This window comes from Paenibacillus sp. W2I17, from assembly GCF_030815985.1.
Taxonomy (GTDB): Bacteria; Bacillota; Bacilli; order Paenibacillales; family Paenibacillaceae; genus Paenibacillus.
On sequence record NZ_JAUSXM010000001.1, the window covers coordinates 4938583 to 4958074 of the forward strand.

The 19492-nt window shown below is 47.3% G+C and carries 16 protein-coding genes and 2 pseudogenes; all 18 read left to right on the plus strand.

The window, feature by feature from the left end; genetic code table 11:
- Positions 1-4 precede the first annotated feature (4 nt).
- The 18 genes and pseudogenes from QF041_RS22170 (at position 5) to QF041_RS22250 (ending at position 19402) form a co-directional block, all read left to right on the plus strand.
- Complete coding sequence (locus tag QF041_RS22170) at positions 5-871, plus strand: carbohydrate ABC transporter permease (RefSeq protein WP_307415697.1); 867 nt, start codon at positions 5-7, stop codon at positions 869-871.
- Complete coding sequence (locus tag QF041_RS22175) at positions 871-1698, plus strand: carbohydrate ABC transporter permease (protein WP_036606635.1); 828 nt, start codon at positions 871-873, stop codon at positions 1696-1698. Before QF041_RS22170 ends, QF041_RS22175 begins: the two co-directional genes overlap by 1 nt.
- A 559-nt stretch (positions 1699-2257) precedes the next feature.
- Entirely contained in the window at positions 2258-4030 is a 1773-nt protein-coding gene (locus QF041_RS22180; RefSeq protein ID WP_307415698.1) for a cache domain-containing sensor histidine kinase, read from the plus strand.
- Entirely contained in the window at positions 4020-4814 is a 795-nt protein-coding gene (locus QF041_RS22185; protein WP_133386227.1) for a response regulator transcription factor, read from the plus strand. Before QF041_RS22180 ends, QF041_RS22185 begins: the two co-directional genes overlap by 11 nt.
- Positions 4815-4928: 114 nt before the next feature.
- Positions 4929-6248: an extracellular solute-binding protein gene (locus QF041_RS22190; protein WP_307415699.1), complete on the plus strand. Its 1320-nt coding sequence runs from the start codon at positions 4929-4931 to the stop codon at positions 6246-6248.
- A gap of 38 nt (positions 6249-6286) precedes the next feature.
- Positions 6287-7168 (plus strand): carbohydrate ABC transporter permease, encoded by an 882-nt coding sequence (locus tag QF041_RS22195; RefSeq protein WP_307415700.1) that lies wholly within the window; start codon positions 6287-6289, stop codon positions 7166-7168.
- A gap of 54 nt (positions 7169-7222) precedes the next feature.
- Complete coding sequence (locus QF041_RS22200; RefSeq protein ID WP_307417033.1) at positions 7223-8086, plus strand: carbohydrate ABC transporter permease; 864 nt, start codon at positions 7223-7225, stop codon at positions 8084-8086.
- Between the two features lie 236 nt (positions 8087-8322).
- Positions 8323-9732 carry an MATE family efflux transporter gene (locus QF041_RS22205; RefSeq protein ID WP_253504043.1) on the plus strand — a complete coding sequence of 470 codons (1410 nt, stop codon included), beginning with the start codon at positions 8323-8325 and terminating at the stop codon, positions 9730-9732.
- Between the two features lie 197 nt (positions 9733-9929).
- Positions 9930-10809: pseudogene (locus QF041_RS22210) on the plus strand (helix-turn-helix transcriptional regulator).
- A 434-nt stretch (positions 10810-11243) separates the two neighbouring features.
- Positions 11244-11954: a response regulator transcription factor gene (locus QF041_RS22215; RefSeq protein WP_076333789.1), complete on the plus strand. Its 711-nt coding sequence runs from the start codon at positions 11244-11246 to the stop codon at positions 11952-11954.
- Positions 11951-13456 (plus strand): HAMP domain-containing sensor histidine kinase, encoded by a 1506-nt coding sequence (locus QF041_RS22220; RefSeq protein WP_307415701.1) that lies wholly within the window; start codon positions 11951-11953, stop codon positions 13454-13456. Before QF041_RS22215 ends, QF041_RS22220 begins: the two co-directional genes overlap by 4 nt.
- Positions 13457-13516: 60 nt before the next feature.
- Positions 13517-14623, plus strand: a complete 1107-nt coding sequence (locus QF041_RS22225; protein ID WP_307415702.1) for a TolB family protein — start codon at positions 13517-13519, stop codon at positions 14621-14623.
- Positions 14624-14862: 239 nt separating this feature from the next.
- Positions 14863-15750, plus strand: coding sequence for an oxygen-dependent tRNA uridine(34) hydroxylase TrhO (gene trhO / locus QF041_RS22230; protein ID WP_124116691.1), 888 nt, complete (start codon positions 14863-14865; stop codon positions 15748-15750).
- 12 nt (positions 15751-15762) lie between these two features.
- Positions 15763-16410 (plus strand): helix-turn-helix transcriptional regulator, encoded by a 648-nt coding sequence (locus QF041_RS22235; RefSeq protein WP_221819786.1) that lies wholly within the window; start codon positions 15763-15765, stop codon positions 16408-16410.
- A 195-nt stretch (positions 16411-16605) separates the two neighbouring features.
- Positions 16606-17463, plus strand: coding sequence for an Rpn family recombination-promoting nuclease/putative transposase (locus tag QF041_RS22240; protein ID WP_307415705.1), 858 nt, complete (start codon positions 16606-16608; stop codon positions 17461-17463).
- Between the two features lie 190 nt (positions 17464-17653).
- A pseudogene (locus QF041_RS31295) lies at positions 17654-17773 on the plus strand (phosphotransferase); the annotation flags it as partial.
- Positions 17774-17871: 98 nt separating this feature from the next.
- Positions 17872-18015 carry a hypothetical protein gene (locus tag QF041_RS22245; RefSeq protein WP_307415706.1) on the plus strand — a complete coding sequence of 48 codons (144 nt, stop codon included), beginning with the start codon at positions 17872-17874 and terminating at the stop codon, positions 18013-18015.
- A 337-nt stretch (positions 18016-18352) separates the two neighbouring features.
- Positions 18353-19402, plus strand: a complete 1050-nt coding sequence (locus QF041_RS22250; protein WP_307415707.1) for an ABC transporter substrate-binding protein — start codon at positions 18353-18355, stop codon at positions 19400-19402.
- The last annotated feature ends 90 nt before the right edge of the window (positions 19403-19492 follow it).

The following is a 19492-nucleotide window of genomic DNA, read 5'->3' on the forward strand; positions in this document are numbered from 1 at the left end:
GAGTATGAACAAGCGTATCGCACCTTATTACTGGATGACGGTTCCGGCGGTTGTATTGTTCTTTGTATTTATGACACTGCCGGCCCTCCAGGGCATCTATTATTCATTTACGAATTATAACGGATTCGGGAAAGAGTATGATTTTGTTGGTTTCAAAAACTATTTCAACTTGTTCCAGGATGACAATGTAGGTAATGCCTACTGGTTTACGTTCAAATTTGCGATCGTGGTGACGATCCTGACCAATATCCTGAGCTTACTCATTGCACTCGGGCTGAATGCCAAGATCAAGTTCCGTAACTTTTTCCGCGGTATCTATTTCCTGCCCAATATTCTGAGTGTGCTGATCGTAGGTTACATATTTAACTACCTGTTCTCCAACGTATTCCCGACCTGGGGACAAAATCTGGGCATCAATGCGCTATCCACCAACATTCTCGGCAGCGAGAGTCTGGCTTGGATCGGTATCGTCATTGTTGCAGTATGGCAATCCGTGGCCCTGAATACGATTCTGTATTTGGCTGGTCTGCAAACGATACCAACGACACTGTACGAGGCATCCAACCTAGACGGTGCAGGCAAATGGCGTGAATTCTGGAGCATTACATTCCCACTTATTGCCCCCTTCTTCACCATTAATATGGTGCTGGCGATGAAAAACTCGCTCATGGTCTTCGATCAAATCGTAGCCTTGACCAACGGTGGTCCCGGACGGGCGACGCAGTCCATCTCTCATCTGATCTACACCGGTGGATTTGAAGGCGGCGAATATGCATATCAATCTGCGAACTCGGTTATTTACTTCATCGTTATTGCGGTGATTTCAATTCTACAAATCCGGTTCCTGCAAAGAAGGGAGATGGATCTGTAATGAGAAGCCGTACACGAATCAATTGGCTCGTTATGCTGCTCGTTGTGCTGGGTACCCTGTTTATCCTGTTCCCATTGTATATGACCGTTACGATTGCTTTGAAAAATCCGGAACAGATGGCCCAATCGGTCTTTGCCATTCCGACAACGCTTCACTGGGAGAATTTCGCGAGGGCCATCGACATGACAAACTTCTTCCAATCGTTCCGTAACAGTGCGATCGTTACCGCATCCACCGTGCTTTTGACGTTGCTCAGTAACTCGATGGTGGCCTATGCGATTGCGCGGAATATGGAGAAACGCAAGTTTTTCAAAGGACTGTATTATTACTTCGTCAGCGCGATGTTCATTCCGTTCCCAATCATCATGCTGCCGATTGTTAAACTGACCGCATCGCTGGAGATGACAAATCTGGTAGGTCTGATCCTGCTTCACACGGTTTATGGCCTGGCATTTAACGTATTTGTGTACGTTGGATATATCCGGTCCATTCCGGTAGCGCTGGAGGAAGCGGCGTTTGTGGATGGGGCAACAACCTGGGGCACATTCTGGAAAATTATTTTCCCGCTCATGGCACCCATCAGTGCCACAGTTGGTATTCTGACTTGCCTGTCGACGTACAACGACTTCTTGCTGCCACTCATTATTATCAGTGATCCGGGACAATACACGCTGCCGCTGGTACAGTATGTATTCCAAGGACAGTTTAATACCGAGTTTAACCTTGCGTTTGCATCCTACTTGCTCGCGTTGCTGCCGATGATTATCATCTACCTGTTTGCGCAGAAATGGATTATCAACGGGGTTACCCAAGGGTCTGTGAAATAACTGAAGATGTGTCACAGAAAAGGATATGTGTGAAGGGATCAAAACAAAGAGAGGTGGACTTTAAAAGTCCCCTCTCTTTGTTTTGATCCTTTTCATTTAACGTTTGGGAACTCTTCGGAGGATTGATTAACCTGTAAATTTATGCTATTTTTTAGTCGTTAGTTTAATCGGTAAACAAAGACGAGAAGAGAAGAAGATTAAGGTTCAATTTTGCAAGCGCTTTAACTATATAAATTGAACTAAACATTTGCACGAGAACGGAGAGGGCAGAAATAACCTGAAAAAGCGGAGCTAAAAGCTTTCTGAAAGAAAGCTGCATCGGAAGCATATGCTTCGCCTTTATCCCCGGATTTTCCCCTTTAAAAAGGGAATCAAAAAATCTGGGGATAACAGCGATTGGAAGGTTATTCTGTCATCGTAGTGGCTAGTGTAAATATTCTTTCGTTCATTTTATATAGGGGAACTGAATACGTAGATAAATCCGGCATCGTTTGTACCCAGTCTTCAAGAGCACGGGCGTAAGGTGGTGGATTCTTTTACATGCCAAAAAGAGAGGAGAATGGGGAAGTTGCACGGGAAAAAAGGACATTTTAACTCACTTCGCAATCAGATCTTCATTGGTTTTGTTATGGTGATGCTTGTTGTTCTGCTGCTCGCAGGCATATCGGCTTATGATCGGGTAGCTGCTCTGCTGAAAAGCAATGCGGAGAAACATATTCACCAAACCGCTGTCCAAGCCAGTGGCAGATTGGATGCACTCATTGCACAAGTGAATTCGCTGACCGCCCAGGTGGCGGATGATTCATACGTGCAGCGTCTGCTCAGCGATGAGAAACAAGGCAACCCGGCCACCTTTAATCAGCGCCAAGCTCTCTTGCAGATTGCAGGCAGTTATCAGTCTTTCATCAACGGAGCGCAAAGTATGGAGATATACACTACGGGTTATAACCGCATATTTCCGATGGATGACCGATCCCTCGATCTCAGAGTGGAGCGCAACTGGATCAACCTGGCGGATGAAGGAAAAGGCAGACTGGTATGGGCAGGCGCTGACCCTGAAGATCCGGGTGTGCTCCTGGCTATTCGGCGGATCAACCTGCTGGATCATTCTTTCGAACATGGAGGTTATGTGGTGGTGCGGATGCAGCGCAGTTTTTTTCAACTCAATGATTCGAATGGGACAGATGGTTCGCAGGACTCTATCATGCTCCTGGATGGGGCGGGCGAAGTGGTGACTTCCGATCTGGAGATTAATCTCGATCCCAAAGCCATATTGGACAGTGGATCAGTCGTCCAGAACGGGGAGGAATCCTATATCGTCGTCCGGCAAAAATCGGAGTTAACGGGATGGACACTTGCTGTCCTAACCCCGCTGCGAGAGACAACGGAAGGTGTATCCATCCTGAGAACGGCGCTGCTCGTCTCGGGAATGATTGGTGTTGTTCTGTTCCTTATCATGTCCTTCTTTCTGTCCACAATGATTACACGTCCGCTCATACGTCTGATGCGGGCCATGCGCAGTGCACAGCCGGGAGCAATGAGACCTAATCTAATGGTCAGCTCTACGCTGGAGATCAATGAACTCAACAACGTGTATAACCAGATGGTCTACAGGCAGAATGAATTGACCCGTGTGGTTCATGAGAAGGAGGTCATGCAGTCCCGGGCCGAGTTGAAGGCGTTGCAGTCTCAGATTAATCCCCATTTTCTATTCAACACCCTGGAGGCGTTCTATTGGTCCCTTGAGGAGAAGGGAGACGAGGAGATGGCACGTATGGTTGTGGCGATGTCCCGATTATTTCGCTACATCATCTCCAGTTCGCAACAGGATGAATGGGTTACGATTGCCGACGAGCTGGAACACGCCGAGCGTTATCTTCAAATTATGCAGATGCGGTTGGGAGAGAGAATGCAATGGGAGATTCAGCTGAGTGATACGGTGCGTAAGGTCGCAATACCGAAACTTCTTATACAGCCCTTGGTCGAAAATGCGATTCTTCATGGGATTGAAAGTAAACTGGGCCCGGGAAAGATAAGCGTCCATGTGGATGCTTCGACTGAGGAGAATCTGGTTCGCATTGAGGTTCGGGATGATGGTCCCGGTATGGATGAATTACAGTTACAATCTGTCATTCATGCTTTACGTGGCGGACCGGCTGTGTCCAAGAAGGGGACAGGTGTAGGTCTAATCAACGTACATCGACGACTGAAGCTTTACTTTGGCAGCCAACTTGGCGAACGTTGCAAGCTTTCCATAACAAGTAAGGTTGGGGAAGGAACTGTCATTTGCTTTGAGATTCCCATGGGAACGGAGGGTGCATATGATTCATGACAAAACGATTCTTATCGTGGATGATGAGCCGCGTACAAGAGAGGGTATTCGCAAAACACTGGAAGGATGGTCGGCAGGACGAAATCACATTCAGACTGCAGAAAGTGGCGTCGAGGCCGTGGAATGGCTCAAGAAAAAGCCGGCAGATCTGTTAATAACGGATGTTCGCATGCCGGAATTCTCTGGCTTGTCTCTGATTGAAGCCATTCAACATTTTTCGAACAAGCCTGTTGTCCTGATTATGTCGGGACATGCCGATTTTCAATACGCCCAGCAGGCCATTAAGTTGGGTGTTGTGGAGTATATGTTGAAACCGATAGATAAGGAACAATTGCTGCAGACCGTCGAAAAAGCCCTAAAGTTCAGCGAACAACAGCGACGTATTCAAACGATGCAAGAAATGGTTGACCCCAAGCTGCTGGATGTTAAGGAGCGCGGAGAACAGAGGCTCAATAGCCAGATCAGTGAAGCTTTGACCTATGTGGATGCTCATCTGGGTGAACATGTGACCATGCGTGAAATCGCTGATTTACTCCATCTCAACTCCAGTTACTTCAGCGTATTGTTCAAGGAACAGATCGGCATCAATTTTAGTGAATACCTTACTCGCAAACGCATTCAGCGCGCGAAGGAGTTGCTTGTGCAGACAACGATGCCAATCTCAGAGATTGCGGAACAGGTGGGTTATCAGACGGATAAGTATTTTATAACGGTATTTAAAAGCCTTGAGGGGCTTAGTCCAAGCAAATATCGACATTCCCTATCTGAACGAGATAACAAATAACCTCAAAAAAGTGGAGTTTTTCCAAATTGTTCTGGTCTTATAGAGGCAATAGGCCCGTGCTACAATTTGGTTAAAGCGGTTACATTAACCGAAAAAACCAAGGGGGTTGGGATTATGAGCAAAAAGACGATGGCCATTCTTCTGTCATGGACGCTGGTTCTCGCCGTAATTTTATCCGGATGTAACAGTTCAAGTTCGGATGAAGAGGGGGAAACAGGCAGCAACGGCACAGATGGGAAAGTAACCCTCAAGTTTATGCACCTCTGGCCAGCAGGCAGCTCCGCACAGCAAAACAAATTGGTCAACGATATCATCAAGCAGTATCAGACGGATCATCCGAATGTAACCATTAAGCAGGAAGTGCTGGAGAATGAACAATATAAGAACAAATTGAAAATCCTGTCTGCATCCAATGAACTTCCCGATGTGGGTGTAACTTGGGCTGCTGGATTTCTGGAGCCTTATGTGAAGGGGAACCTGTTCGCACCGGTCGATGATCTTCTGAGCGACTCGCTGGGCGACAAATTCATAGCCGGAACAACAGAAGCTTATGCCATAGACGGCAAAACATATGCGTTACCAATCGAGTTGAATATCTCCCCCATTTATTATAACAAAGCCATTTTTGCAAAATATAACTTGCAGCCGCCAGCAACATACGATGAATTCCTGAGTGTGCTGAAGACACTGACAGAGAAGGGTGAGGTGCCGATCGCACTGGGCAATAAAGACCGCTGGACCGGCTCACTCTGGTATATGTATCTGGCGAATCGGTTAGGTGGAGATGCACTGGAAAAGGCCATCAATGGCTCCGGCAAGTTTGATGATCCAGCTCTGACTCAAGCTGCTGCTGAAGTACAAAAGCTGGTGGATATGAATGCTTTCAACAAAGGCTTCAACGGGTTGTCTAACGATGAGGGTAAATCCGAATTCATGAACGAAAAAGCTGCCATGTACCTGATGGGTACCTGGGAACTACCAAACTTCACGACTAACCCGGACATCCCGCAGGAATTCAAAGACAAGATCGGATTTTTCAAATTCCCAACAATGGAAGATGGCAAGAGCGACATTAACAGCTGGGTAGGTGGTCCAGGCGTAGGGTTGTTCGTGGCCCAGAACTCCAAAGTGAAGGAAGAAGCGCAGAAGTTTGTGCAATACTTTGTGGAAAAATGGGGTGAAAGTTCGGTAACTGAAGCAGGCGTCATCCCGGCTACCAAAGTAGATACAGCTGCAGTACAGCTGCCACAGCTTTACATTGACCTGCTCAACGAATTGAATCAGGCCAGCAGCCTTACGCTCTTTGCAGACGTACAGATGAAACCGGCAGCCGCTCAGGCCCATCTTGACATGATTCAGGCATTGTTTGGCAAAGCGGTAACACCGGAGGACTTTGTGAAGAATCATCAGGCTGCGATTGATAAAGGCAATTGACGTACACACGTTTGAACGCTTGAAGGGAGGATAATGTGATGGACAAAGTCATGTCCAACCGTCTCGTTGCTGCGTTGTACGTGCTTCCTGCACTGCTTCTGCTGCTGGTCTTGGTCTACATCCCGATCGTGCTCACCGGGTATTATGGGTTGATGCAATGGGACGGGATCGGTGCAATGACCTTTATTGGATTGGATAATTACACCAGACTGCTTCAGGACGGAACATTCTGGCAGAGTGCGAACCATACTTTTTTGCTTGCTTTGTTCTCTGCGCTGAGTCTGATCGGTTATCTGATGATTGCTCTGGTGCTGTCAGGCAAGATCAAGGGGGCCAATCTGTTCCGCAAAATATATTTGATCCCGATGCTGCTCTCTTCGGTCGCGATCGCCCAGTTATGGCTGAAGATCTATCATCCCAGCAATGGTGTACTGAACACCTTTCTGGAAGCGATCGGCTTTAGCAATCCGCCAGCCTGGCTGGCGGAGCCATCCCTGGTGTTGTATGCACTATTCGTACCGATTCTATGGCAGTATGCAGGCTTCTATATTTTGATCTATTATGCGGCCCTCAAAAATATTCCGGAATCTCTGGTGGAAGCAGCCCGGATTGATGGGGCAAGCCCTTGGCAGATCGCTTTTCGAATCAAGCTGCCCCTTATTACAGAAGTCATCAAGGTGACTGTGGTACTGGCAGTGGTGGGCTCACTCAAGTATTTTGACCTTATCTACGTGATGACCGATGGCGGACCGAATGGCTCCAGCGAAGTGATGGCCTCCTATATGTATCGTCAGGCGTTCCGTAGCTTCGACTTTGGTTACGGCAGTGCTGTAGGGTTCTTCCTGCTCTTGATCTGTCTGCTTGTTACCTGGCTGCTTCGTAAAGCGACGGCATCCAAAGATACGATCCAGTATTCCTGACGTAAGTGAAATGAAAGGAGGTCCATCCCGGTGAAGACGGATACGGCCGTTAGATTGCCAACTTACCCGGGGACAGGCCGAGGTTCGGCGTGGTTAAGGAGATTCGGATATGTTCTGCTGTATTTCCTCTTGTCCCTGGTAGCTTTGCTGCAAATTTTGCCCTTGGTATGGCTGCTGTTGTTCTCGCTTAAAAATAATCAGGAAGTATTCGACATGGCGCCGTTTTCCCTTCCTGCTACTCCGCGTTGGGAAAACTATGTCAAGGTATGGACAGAGGGAAATATCAGCTTGTACTTCTTCAACAGTGTATGGATTACGGTGGTCTCGGTGGTGGTCACCGTGCTGTTTGCCAGTCTGGTGACCTTTGCCATTACACGTATGCGCTGGAAGGGTCGTTCGCTGGTGCTGGGGCTATTTATGGTGGGTCTGATGATCCCTGTGCACTCCACGTTGATCCCTTTGTTCAGCTTGTTCCTGAAGCTTCATCTCACAGATCATCCTTTGTCAGTCATCTTGTCTTATATTGCCTTTAATATGCCAATTACCATTATGATTCTACTGGGATTCTACTACGCGCTTCCCCGGGAAGTAGAAGAAGCCGCAGTGATGGATGGTTGCTCCGTGCATCGGATTTTCTTTCGGATTGTGCTGCCGATGACGTCTTCGGTCATTTCCACAACGGCGATCATCAACATGATCTATAACTGGAATGAATTCATCTTTGTTAATACGTTCATCAGTACAGATTCGTACAAGACCTTAACTGTTGGGGTACAGAACTTTATCGGTCAATATACAACGGATTGGGGAGCCATTGGTGCAACGCTGATGATTAGCATTATGCCGATCCTGATTGCTTTTCTCATCCTGAGTAATCGAATCGTGGAGGGCATTGCTGCGGGTTCTGTTAAAGGTTAAAAGGCTGAGGGCCTAAGGTCCTTCCATTACTTGCTTAAAAGCGAGTTGGGAGGGTCCTTTTTTGTCTTCTACAACCTCCGGCAGGCGTACGCAAGCGGGGCTTTATGAAAGTAGTGAAAATACCTATTTATGGAATTACAAAAAACTTTCAACTATTTTCGCAAAACTACTGCATTTTCAAACCACCTGTGCTAACATACCCTAAGAATTAAAGCCCACATGGGAAAGGTGAGAAAATGACAGCAATATCCTCAACCAAAGAGTCCCTTCGTTCTGATGCCAAGGATCTGAATCTGATTCGACTGACATGGCCTATTTTCCTGGAACTCTTCTTATTTATGTTGATGGGGAGCGTGGATACGCTCATGCTCAGCTCGGTATCCGATAATGCGGTCTCCGGCGTTGGAGCAGCCAATCAGATTATTTCTATCGCTATCCTTGTATTGGAAGTCATTGGACATGGTGCTGCGATTGTAGTCGCACAATATATCGGATCGAAAAAGTTAAGTGAAGCAGCACAAGTTACGGGTAATGCGATTACACTGAATCTTATCGTAGGTCTGGTCCTGAGCGGAATCTTCCTTCTGTTCGGAGGACAATTGTTAACACTTCTGAATATTCAAGGCGAAATTTATGATTTTGCCCGTTCGTATATAAATATCGTTGGTGGCGGGATCTTCCTCCAGGCACTCATTAATGCGCTGGCTGCGACGATTCGTACACATGGTTACACCAAAGAAACGATGTATGTTGCTGTATTCATGAACGTGATTCACGTTGTTGGTAACTATGCATTGATCTTTGGACACTTCGGCCTGCCGAAGCTTGGGGTGGAAGGGGCAGCGATCTCCACGGTGGGAAGCCGTTTTATCTGCCTGCTGATCTTCTTCTGGTTGTTGTATCGTGTGAGCGAGGTACGGGTGGATTTCGAATACTACATTAAGTTGTCCAAGAAATTCATTGGCAAAATTTTGCGGATTGGCATTCCGTCTGCGATGGAATCGATGGTATATCATTCCTGCCAGCTCGTGTTCACGCTGTATGTGACCTATCTGGGCGCAGAAGCTATGGCAACCAAACAGTATGCGGGTAATATCTCCAGCTATATCTACTTGTTCAGCATGGCGATTGGTATGGGGACATCGATCATTGTAGGCCGGCTTGTGGGTGCGCGGCGCAAAGACGATGCGTACAAACGTGTTTTTGACAGTGTAAAATGGGCCCTTCTGGCCACGGTTATCATTGATGTAATCATCATTTTTTTCCGTGTGCCGCTGATGAGCATATTTACGGATAATCCGGAAATTATCAAGCTGGGGGCTCAAGTGATTTTACTCAGTCTGTTGCTCGAAACCGGGCGTACCTGCAATATAGTGATCATTGGTTCCCTGCGTGCGGCAGGGGATGCAAAGTTCCCGGTGTACATGGGTCTGATCTCCATGGTCTGCATGAGTCTGCCATTGGGGTACCTGCTCATATTCAAGCTTCATCTGGGGCTCGCTGGTGTGTGGCTTGCCATTGCGGCGGATGAGTGGACCCGCGCGGTCATTATGTACTTCCGCTGGAAGAGTAGAGCTTGGGAGAAACATGAATTGGTGGAGCATGATGACGAAGAGGTTGGTGCACAGCCGGTACCGGCTGTCTGACGAAGAATGTTGTGCAAATAGATAAAAGGAGAGTCAATTACGGACAGGATTCCATCCGTGATTGGCTCTTTTTTGCGTTCCGGGATAGAGGCCAACCGAAGTGAAGATAGCAAAAATGATCAAAACGGCGATGACATCCTTCACGTATAGTAAGGATATGGAAGGGGGCTTTACCTCAGTTGAGCCGTTACCGTGCAATGATTCAGCAAAGTTTGTTCTTTATTGAGACTCATCTGCATGAGCAGATTGGACTGGAAGAAGTGGCATCCGAGGCGTTGTTGTCGCCATATCACTACCATCGAATTTTCCGTAATGAGGTGGGCATGACCGTGGTGGATTATATCCGAAACCGTCGGATGAGTCTGGCGTCCACCACCCTCCGATCGACGGATGCGGGCATTTTGGACATCGCTCTGGCATGTGGTTTTGAGAGTCAGGAAGCCTTCACCCGCGCATTCCGCAAATTATATGGCATGCCACCAGGACGTTTTCGCAAATTGTTTGATCTGAAATTATTCGAAGGAAGAACCAGAGGAGGAGAATTACAGATGAATCAGACGTCAACAATTACAGGTTGGATGTTAACCGGAAGTCATCCGCAGAATTATGAGATGGGCATTGATCCGGCTGAAGTGCATCAGGGGGAAAGCATCAGGATATTTGAAGGCAGTTACGCCAATGGAGCCTAACGAGTTCGCAACAATGATGCAACAGTTCAGAGCGGACAAGTATGTAGGTAAGCGGATGAAATTATCGGGATTTGTGAAGACCGAGCATGTGGATGCGTTCTGCGGATTATGGATGCGTGTGGATAATAACGTCCATGATGTACTTCAATTTGATAACATGCATGATCGGCCAATCACGGGTACGCAGCCATGGAATCAGTACAGTATTGTGCTTGATGTGCCGGAGGGCAGCGCGGTCATTTCATTCGGGGTTATTTTGAACGGCAAAGGAAAAGTGTGGGTCGACAGCTTCCGCTTCGAGGAGGTTGATCTGAACACACCGCTGACACATATGGAGACAGAGTACGAGATGTCGGACGAGCCGCTCAATCTGTCATTTGAGGAGTAAATGCTGAGGTGATCAATAAGTTGTTGCCTAAACAGTAACATGAAACGGGAATCTATAGATCAAGGGCTGATCCAATCACGGGTTGGCTCTTTTTGTTACCTTTAGGGTATAAAGAAAGTAGAGCCAAGTCCAAGCTGAAAGAATGCAAGCTTCTCATACAAATTTCAAACTCATCCATAGCTAATTAGCACAGACCTTGCTAACATAAATAAAAAAGAACTGAATATTTACACGAAAACGAAGAGTGCAGAACCAGTCTGAAGAAACGAAGTTCAAAGCTTTCTGTCAGAAAGCTACTTCGGAAGCATATGCTACGCCCTTTATCACCGGATTTCCCCTTTGGAAGAAGGGGATTAAAGAAATCTGGGGATAACAGCGATCAGAAGACGGTACTGCACTTGAAGTTATGTCGTGTAACGTAGAGGATGAATCCCATGAATAAAAAAGTGCTCGTGGTAGATGACGAATCAAGCATCGTCAGTGCCATTGCTTACGCGCTGCGGCGCGAAGGATATGAAGTAGAGACTGCGAGTGACGGTGAAGAGGCCTTGGTCAAGGTCGCATCGTTTCACCCACAGGTCATGATTCTGGACGTCATGATGCCCAGGCTCGATGGATACGGCGTATGCCGCAGGCTGGAGGACCGCGAGGATATCGGCATTATTTTGCTGACCGTCAAAAATGATATCGTGGACAAAATCGTTGGCCTGGAAATGGGCGCCGATGATTATATGACCAAGCCATTCGAGATCCGTGAACTGCTCGCAAGGGTGAAAGCGCTCATGCGCCGTGTCGAGAAAAGCAGTCCACCACCTGACGATTCGAAGAATCAGGCCATCGTGAATGGCACACTGCGTATTCATGTTGCTCACCGCACAGTGACCGTGAATGAGGAGAAGCTGGATCTGACACCAAAAGAGTTCGACCTGTTGACCATTCTCATGTCCAATCCTGAGCGTGTGTACACACGAGACGATCTGCTGGACCGGGTCTGGGGCATGGAGTATGCGGGTGGTACACGAACCGTAGACATTCACATCCAGCGTTTGCGTAAAAAAATTGGAGATACGGATCAGCAAAAATTGCAGACCGTATACGGGATTGGCTACAAAGCATCTGCACCTGATACAGGCGGGGCCATATGAGAGTCAGCATCAAGCTGAAGTTCAGTGTTTTTCTGGCAGCCTTGCTTATCCTGACCGTGGTGGTGCTTAGTTCACTGGTCCTGCGCGGTATTGAACGCAATCAGCAGTCACAGATTGAAGGTATTCTATCACAGCAGACACGGCTGGTGAATCTGAATGTGCGACAGTCTTACTACACCGAGTCCGTTCATCTCGATCAGGACGTTTTTTTACAGCGAAACGGCCGCAGGCTGGCACAGGAACTGGCCAACTCTACCGGATTGCCAATAGCACTCTATAACATGACAGGTCAGCAGGTGGGAGCATCCTTCGCCTCCGGTGAGAGTGAACTCGTTCAGGAAACGTTAGACTATGCGCTGCAAAATAAAATTGCCTATCATGAACAAGGGGACACCCTGCTCTACGCTGCACCATTGGACGGTCCGGATGGGCAGATGGGTGCCGTGTGGATACAGTATCCGGTCCAGAGTTACCATGAATTCTATACTCGCATCCTTCAATTGTTCACATGGGCAGGAATTACCGTTGTTGCGCTGAGCTTCATGTTAGGTTATCTGTTCTACAATCGCTTTGCCGTTGCGATTACCCGGCTGAAAAAGTCTGCAGATTCCATTCGCGAAGGGAATTACATTACGGAGTCTCCTTTAAAGCGCAAGGATGAGTTGGGGGAGCTGGGGCAGGGCATCTATTATATGAGTACATCCATTCAGCAAAATATCACAGCCATGATTGCGGAGCAGCAGAAGCTGCAACTGGCGATTGAGAAACTTCAGGCGCTGGAACAGCAGCAGAAACAATACATCGGTAACATCAGCCATGAGTTCAAGACACCGCTGACATCGATCAAAGCTTATGTGGAGCTACTCGACATGTATAAGGATGATCCGCAACTGCTGGAGGATGCCACGAGTAACATTGGCAAAGAAACAGAGCGGCTGTACGAGATGGTGGAGAAAGTACTCCATTTATCTGCCCTGGAGAAGTATGACTTCGAGAACCAGGCCGTAGATGTAGAGGTCAGCGCTCTGCTGGAGGATGCCTGTGGCCGGATGCGTGGGAAAGCGGAGAAGTTTGCGCTGAACATGGAACTGGATCTTGAACCGGCGGTGATCCGTAGCGATCGGGAGAGTCTTATGCATATTTTCATCAACATGCTGGATAATGCCATCAAATATAACGTTCCGGATGGTGTGATCCGGGTGAAGAGTGAACTGCGGATGCAGGAGCGTCAAGCGATCATTCGCATCTATAACTCGGGTACGCCGATTCCTGCAGAGGCGCAGGAGAAGATTTTTGAACCCTTTTACACCGTAAACAAAGACAGAGCCAGAAAAACCGGCGGAACCGGACTGGGGCTATCTCTCGTGAAGCAGTTTGTTGAAAAACAGGGCGGTACAATCACCCTGCTGTCGGGTGATCCAGAAGATGGGGAAGGTGTGACATTCCAGCTCATGTTCCCTTTGGCTGATTCAAGTTTACAAGTTCGAAACAAGTCTGAATAACTTTGGAAGTATGCGATGTGTATGCTTGGTCTATAGCAAGAGAAACCAGGGGGGACCATCATGAATTGGAAACAAGCAGCTTTGGGCACGTTCGGAGCCATTGCCCTGTTAACGACAGCGGCATGCGGAGGGACAACGGAGCCGGGGGGCAACGCACAAGGTGGGAAAACGGGCACCGACATTACAGTAAAAGATAATACCAATACGTCCGTGTACCAGAGCTTTAAGCTGGAGAAAATCGATAAACTTCCAAATATGCGCGGGATCGCATGGCTTAGTGATGATTGGATTGTATCCGACAAGGAGAACAAGTCCTTGAAACCCGTCACGGTTGAAGGCCAGGAAAGATACCCGCATAACTTATATATGTATGATCTGACGAAAGGCACAGACACGCCGCTCAAGGAAAGTGAAGCCACTCTGGGTGCACCGCTAGTGTCACCGGATGGGCAGTACCTGTTCTATCGGGAGCCGGAGGAAAATACGGGCAAAGGTTACTTCCTGAACCTGCATAACGGGGAGACAACCCCTGCCGGTAAGGAGGATGGATTCATCCAAGAGGGCGCGTGGCTGGATAATGAACATGTTGTTTTCCCCAATATGAAGGGGGATCTGATCTCGGCAACCGTGGACGGTACAACAAAGGTACTGGTGGAGACAGGCAATTTCAATGTACGGAGTATCAAGGTGTCAGGCGATATGCTCTATTATATTACGGGCGAGGACGGCCAGTTGAATGCATACGATGCGAAGACGGGTGAAGTAAAACAGGTGCTGAAAAGTGTGGAATGGGTCATCCCTTCTAATGATGGAACAAGGCTTGCGATTGTGAAAAGAACAGCGGATACCAAACGGGCGCTGGTGCTCACCGATCTGGAAGGCAATGAGAAGGCCACGCTCGCCAGAGGCACACAAATCTTTGGCACAAGCTGGTCGAGTGATGATACCAAGATTGCATACACCATTAATTCTGAGAATGACAATGAGAAAGGGCTGTTTGTCTCCAACACGGAGTCGGCAGAACAGTTCCAGATCTCGGCCGATATGGACAACGCTTCTGACCCACTCGCCTGGAGCCCGAAAGGAAATAAAATCCTGTTATCGCAGGCGGTATTGGAGAATGAATTGTATCACTTTGTAACCTCGGTCATTACGATCTCGGAATAGGGTGAATGGTGCAGAAAGATATGTTCCATATCTTTCATCCCTTTCTATACATTTATATTGACTAAGCTATTCCGCTTCCGATAAACTAGAATGCAGGAATAAAAGTCGAATGTCAGGCAGCAGTTCGAGACGATGTTTCGGGCGGCTGTTTATTTTCTTTTTAACAGTAAGGGTGCAACGTAGTCGTCTTGCCGGGTGATCCGGCTAATAACAACATGGAATAGGAACAGGTGATATACATGTGTAACAGCGCGTACCGCGTGCTTTTATATTATAAGTTCGTGAAGATTGAAGATCCTGAGACGTTTACACAAGAGCATCTGCAATACTGCAAGGACCTCGGTGTGAAAGGCCGTATTCTGATCGCATCCGAAGGCATTAACGGCACGGTATCCGGAACGCCTGAACAGACAGAGCAGTACATGAAAGACATGCATGCCAACCCGCTGTTCAGCGATATGGTGTTCAAGATTGATGATGTGGAAGAGCATGCGTTCAAAAAAATCTTTGTTCGTCACAAAGCAGAGCTGGTTACGTTCCGCGTGGATGAAGACCTTGATCCAAATGTGATTAGTGGCAAACGCCTTTCACCGAAAGAGTTCCATGAACATCTGCAACGTGATGACGTCATCGTTATCGATGGTCGCAATGATTATGAATATGAAATTGGTCACTTCCGCGGGGCCATTCGTCCAGATGTCGAGTCGTTCCGTGAGTTTCCGGAGTGGATCCGCGAGAACCTGGGTGACATGAAGGACAAAACGATTATTACCTATTGCACTGGCGGCATTCGCTGCGAGAAGCTGACTGGCTTCATGATCAATGAAGGATTCCAGGATGTAGCTCAATTGGACGGCGGTATTGTCACGTACGGTAAAGATCCTGAAGTACAAGGCCATCTGTTCGATGGCAAGTGTTACGTGTTTGACGAGCGGATCTCTGTACCGATCAACCGGACAGAAGAAGATATCGTCATTGCCAGCTGTTATCACTGTGGAACGACACATGACCGATATATTAATTGTCCAACCTGCAACCTGCAGCATGTAAGCTGTGAGGATTGCGAAGAGACGCATAACCGCTTTTGCTCGGATGCCTGCCGGGAGGCAGCACCGGTACACGCATAAGCAGGAGAGCAGGTGCTGATCGTGAAGCGCGAAGAGGAACGAACGACGCGTGAACGGATTTTGTTCATGTTGAAGCAGCAAGGTACATTGACCGCCAGGGAAATGACAGCTGATCTGGGTCTGACCGGCATGGCCATTCGCCGTCATCTGACGGCACTGGAGCAGGACGGCTGGATCGAGGTTCGGGAGGCCCGGGCTACGGCCGGACGTCCGTCCTCGGTGTACCAATTGACGGTACGCGGGGACAGCTTTTTTCCAAAATCATATTCCTCCCTTACGCTGGAACTGCTTGAAGAATTGTCTGACTCAGCCGGGAGCGGTGTGGTAGATGCATTGTTCGAGAGTCGCCGGGACAAGCTGCTTCGCAGCGGATTGCCACAGATGGAGGGCCAGGATCTGGCCGGACGGGTGGAGGAACTCGCGCGAATCCAGAATACCAACGGATATATGGCGGATGCGTCCAGAGAAGACGATGGAACCTACGTCATTACGGAAATGAACTGCCCGATTGTACAAGTTGCAAGTGTCTACAAGCAGGCTTGCCGCTGTGAACTGGAACTGTTTCGCTCGCTGCTTCAAGCTGAGGTAGAGCGTACCGAATGTTACGCCGATGGCGGCAAAAGGTGCAAGTATGAGATTCGCGAAGCGTCGGGGAATTAATTGGTTTATACAAAGAGATTGTTTCGATTCGTCGAAATAGTCTCTTTTTTTGGTAATGAATTACGTATAAACGCTATTTACGTATGGCGATGCGTGTTATAATGGAACTAACATCCAGTGCATGTTCGCATCCTTATATTTGCTGATACTTCAGGAGATATATCCTGTCCATTTTGCGTGTAGGAGTGAATAATAATGACAGAGTTGCTTGATCCCAAGAACGATTATGTGTTTAAACGAATCTTTGGAAGTGAAGAGAATAAGGATGTTCTTTTGGCTTTTCTGAATCATACCTTCAAAAATGCAGGTGAATCTTTACTGACCGAGATTGTGTTAATCAACCCTTATCTGGACAAGGATACACCGAGAGATAAACAGTCCATACTGGACATACGGGCCAAAACAGATCAAGGTGAGCTAATTAATGTTGAAATGCAGTTGTTTAATCAGTATGATTTAGAGAAGAGGACTTTGTTCTATTGGGGTAAACAATATTCCGGACAATTACTTGAAGGACAGAGATATAGTCAACTCAAAAAATGCGTAGCGATCAACATTGTTAATTTCAAGATGCTAGCTAATGATCAGTACCACAACGTATTTCATTTAAGAGAAGACCATACTGATATTCCGTTGACGGATGTTATAGAGATTCATTTTATGGAAATACCAAAGCTGAATGATGAAAATATTCAAATAAAGGATGGATTGGTGCGTTGGCTGTTATTTCTGAAAGGAATGACTAAATCAAGCTGGGAGGCGTTAATGATGCACGAACCCGAACCGGCTTTGAAAAAAGCCATGAGTGTATTAGAGTTTCTGAGCCAGGATGAGCAAGCACGTCAACGATATATCGACCGTCAGAAATTTCTATGGGACGAAGCTTCCATGATTGAGGGCGCACGAGAAGAGGGTCTCAAGAAAGGTGAAGCTGAGAGCAAGCGGAAAATTGCATTGAATATGCTCAATTTAGGTCTTGATCAGGCTACGATTATTAAGGCTACCGGGCTAACTTCATCTGAATTAGAGGAACTGCAAAAAGAAAAGGAATAAGCACTCTGGAGCTATCCTTTGATTGATATAAGGCGACCATACCCAAAGTACATTGGGAGGGATGCCTCTTTTTTTTGAAAATTTTAAATATGAAAAATCTCATGATGAAGCACAATACTTGTCTGAAGCGGAGAAAGCTGCCGTGATTGCCCAGTTGGATCAATTACCCATGAAGTAGCAACTATGTCACGGTGATCCCAACCCGGGTAACATACTCCTTCGAAATCATGATACCTTTATTATTGACTGGAACAATGCTTCTACCGGAAATCCGGAAGCCGACTTGGCCGAATACATCATTATGATTTGATACGCCATACTGCCCCCGCATCTGCCACATGAAGCGACGGTTGTTCTTGATACTACCAGAGAGGCCAGCATTCGCATCTTTATGGAGAGTATGAGAAGTTGTCCGGTATTGGCTATGCGGATATCGAACCCTGGATTGCGCCTGTTGCGGCACGCAAATTGATCGCGGATGCCATATCGGAAGCGGAGAAAACAATGCTTGTGGACGAGATTAGAAGAAGACTTCATACTCGACTTTCATGAGTAGGATCTTATTTTGTTGTACCCATGGCGACCATCTACAGAACAATGTGGGTGGTTTTTATGTTTTATGTAATGTTTTCTATCACAACCATACGATGAAACTAAATTGGAAGTGGTTCAACCATTGACGGATATCGGGACGCCCCTTAATATTAGGGGAACAATAAAACACCAACACGGGTCATGGACTTCAGTCGCATGAGAAAAGTCTATATTTGTCTGCTTTTGTCGATCAAAGCAACAATGCGTTGAAGCGTTTGTTTTGTCCCGCCCTATCGTGCCAATGGAATTCGATAAGGGTAACCACATTTTATAAGATGGAGAGGGGTTCTCACACATGAAAAAGAAATTCTGGATGTCACTGATGATGGTTGCTTCAATGATCGTTGCAGCAGGTTGTGGAAATAACAGCGGTACAGGCTCGGAATCCGAAGGATCGGGGACTACAACAGGTGGAGGCAGTGAGGAAAAATCATATCAGATTGCCATCTCGCAGATTGTTGAGCATCCATCTCTGGATGCTACACGCGAAGGTTTCATCGCAGCCCTGAAGGAAGCGGGCATTGAAGAGAACAAGAACCTCAAAATCGATTACAATAACGCACAAGGTGATTCGACGAACAACTTGTCCATTGCACAGAAAATCTCGGGTGATTCCAAAAATGATCTCGTACTCGGAATTGCAACACCATCTGCGCTGGCTCTGGCTCAACAAGTGAAGGACAAGCCATTGTTGTTCGCAGCGGTAACGGACCCGTTGGGTGCCAAACTGGTGACTGACATGGACAAGCCAGGCGGCAACGTTACAGGTGCATCCGACACGAACCCGGAGGCCATTGTACAATTGGCTGACTTTATCGCTAAAAATCTGCCAGATGTGAAAACGGTAGGCTTGGTCATTAACGAAGGTGAACCAAATGCGGTGGTTATGGCAGATAACGCAGAAAAAGCGCTCGCAACACATAATATCAAGCTGGTGAAAGCACCAGTTACGAATACATCTGAAGTAAAACAGGCAACGGATTCTCTGGTTGGCAAAGTAGATGCCTTCTACATTACGCTTGATAATTCTGTCGTGAGTGCGGTTGATACGATCATCCAAACGGCAAACAGTAATAAAATTCCGTTCTTCTCCAGTGATCGGGATACCGTTGAAAAAGGAGCTTTCGCAACGGTTGGCTTCAAATATTATGACCATGGATATCAGGTGGGTGAGATGGCCGCGGACATTCTGAAAAATGGTACGAATCCTGGTGATATGAAAGTCACCGTTCCGGACAAACTGGATCTGATCCTGAACCTAAAAGCGGCTGAAGCCCAAGGAATCACGGTTACGGATGAGATGAAAGCGGAAGTAAAAGACCAGGAAAACAACGTTATTCAATAATCTGACCGGAGTGTAATCCGGCTGTATGGATGCGAGGCGAACATGCAACGGGTTCGCCTCATTCTTTTCGATAGACAGGGAGGAAGTAGT

Excerpts from the sequence above, each read along its gene's own strand:
- QF041_RS22180 (WP_307415698.1), top strand. The coding sequence starts at position 2,258 with ATGGGGAAGTTGCACGGGAAAAAAGGACATTTTAACTCACTTCGCAAT.
- QF041_RS22185 (WP_133386227.1), top strand. The coding sequence starts at position 4,020 with ATGATTCATGACAAAACGATTCTTATCGTGGATGATGAGCCGCGTACA.
- QF041_RS22240 (WP_307415705.1), top strand. The coding sequence starts at position 16,606 with ATGACAGAGTTGCTTGATCCCAAGAACGATTATGTGTTTAAACGAATC.
- QF041_RS22205 (WP_253504043.1), top strand. The coding sequence starts at position 8,323 with ATGACAGCAATATCCTCAACCAAAGAGTCCCTTCGTTCTGATGCCAAG.
- QF041_RS22225 (WP_307415702.1), top strand. The coding sequence starts at position 13,517 with ATGAATTGGAAACAAGCAGCTTTGGGCACGTTCGGAGCCATTGCCCTG.
- QF041_RS22220 (WP_307415701.1), top strand. The coding sequence starts at position 11,951 with ATGAGAGTCAGCATCAAGCTGAAGTTCAGTGTTTTTCTGGCAGCCTTG.
- trhO (WP_124116691.1), top strand. The coding sequence starts at position 14,863 with ATGTGTAACAGCGCGTACCGCGTGCTTTTATATTATAAGTTCGTGAAG.
- QF041_RS22175 (WP_036606635.1), top strand. The coding sequence starts at position 871 with ATGAGAAGCCGTACACGAATCAATTGGCTCGTTATGCTGCTCGTTGTG.
- QF041_RS22190 (WP_307415699.1), top strand. The coding sequence starts at position 4,929 with ATGAGCAAAAAGACGATGGCCATTCTTCTGTCATGGACGCTGGTTCTC.
- QF041_RS22195 (WP_307415700.1), top strand. The coding sequence starts at position 6,287 with ATGGACAAAGTCATGTCCAACCGTCTCGTTGCTGCGTTGTACGTGCTT.
- QF041_RS22170 (WP_307415697.1), top strand. The coding sequence starts at position 5 with ATGAACAAGCGTATCGCACCTTATTACTGGATGACGGTTCCGGCGGTT.
- QF041_RS22250 (WP_307415707.1), top strand. The coding sequence starts at position 18,353 with ATGAAAAAGAAATTCTGGATGTCACTGATGATGGTTGCTTCAATGATC.
- QF041_RS22215 (WP_076333789.1), top strand. The coding sequence starts at position 11,244 with ATGAATAAAAAAGTGCTCGTGGTAGATGACGAATCAAGCATCGTCAGT.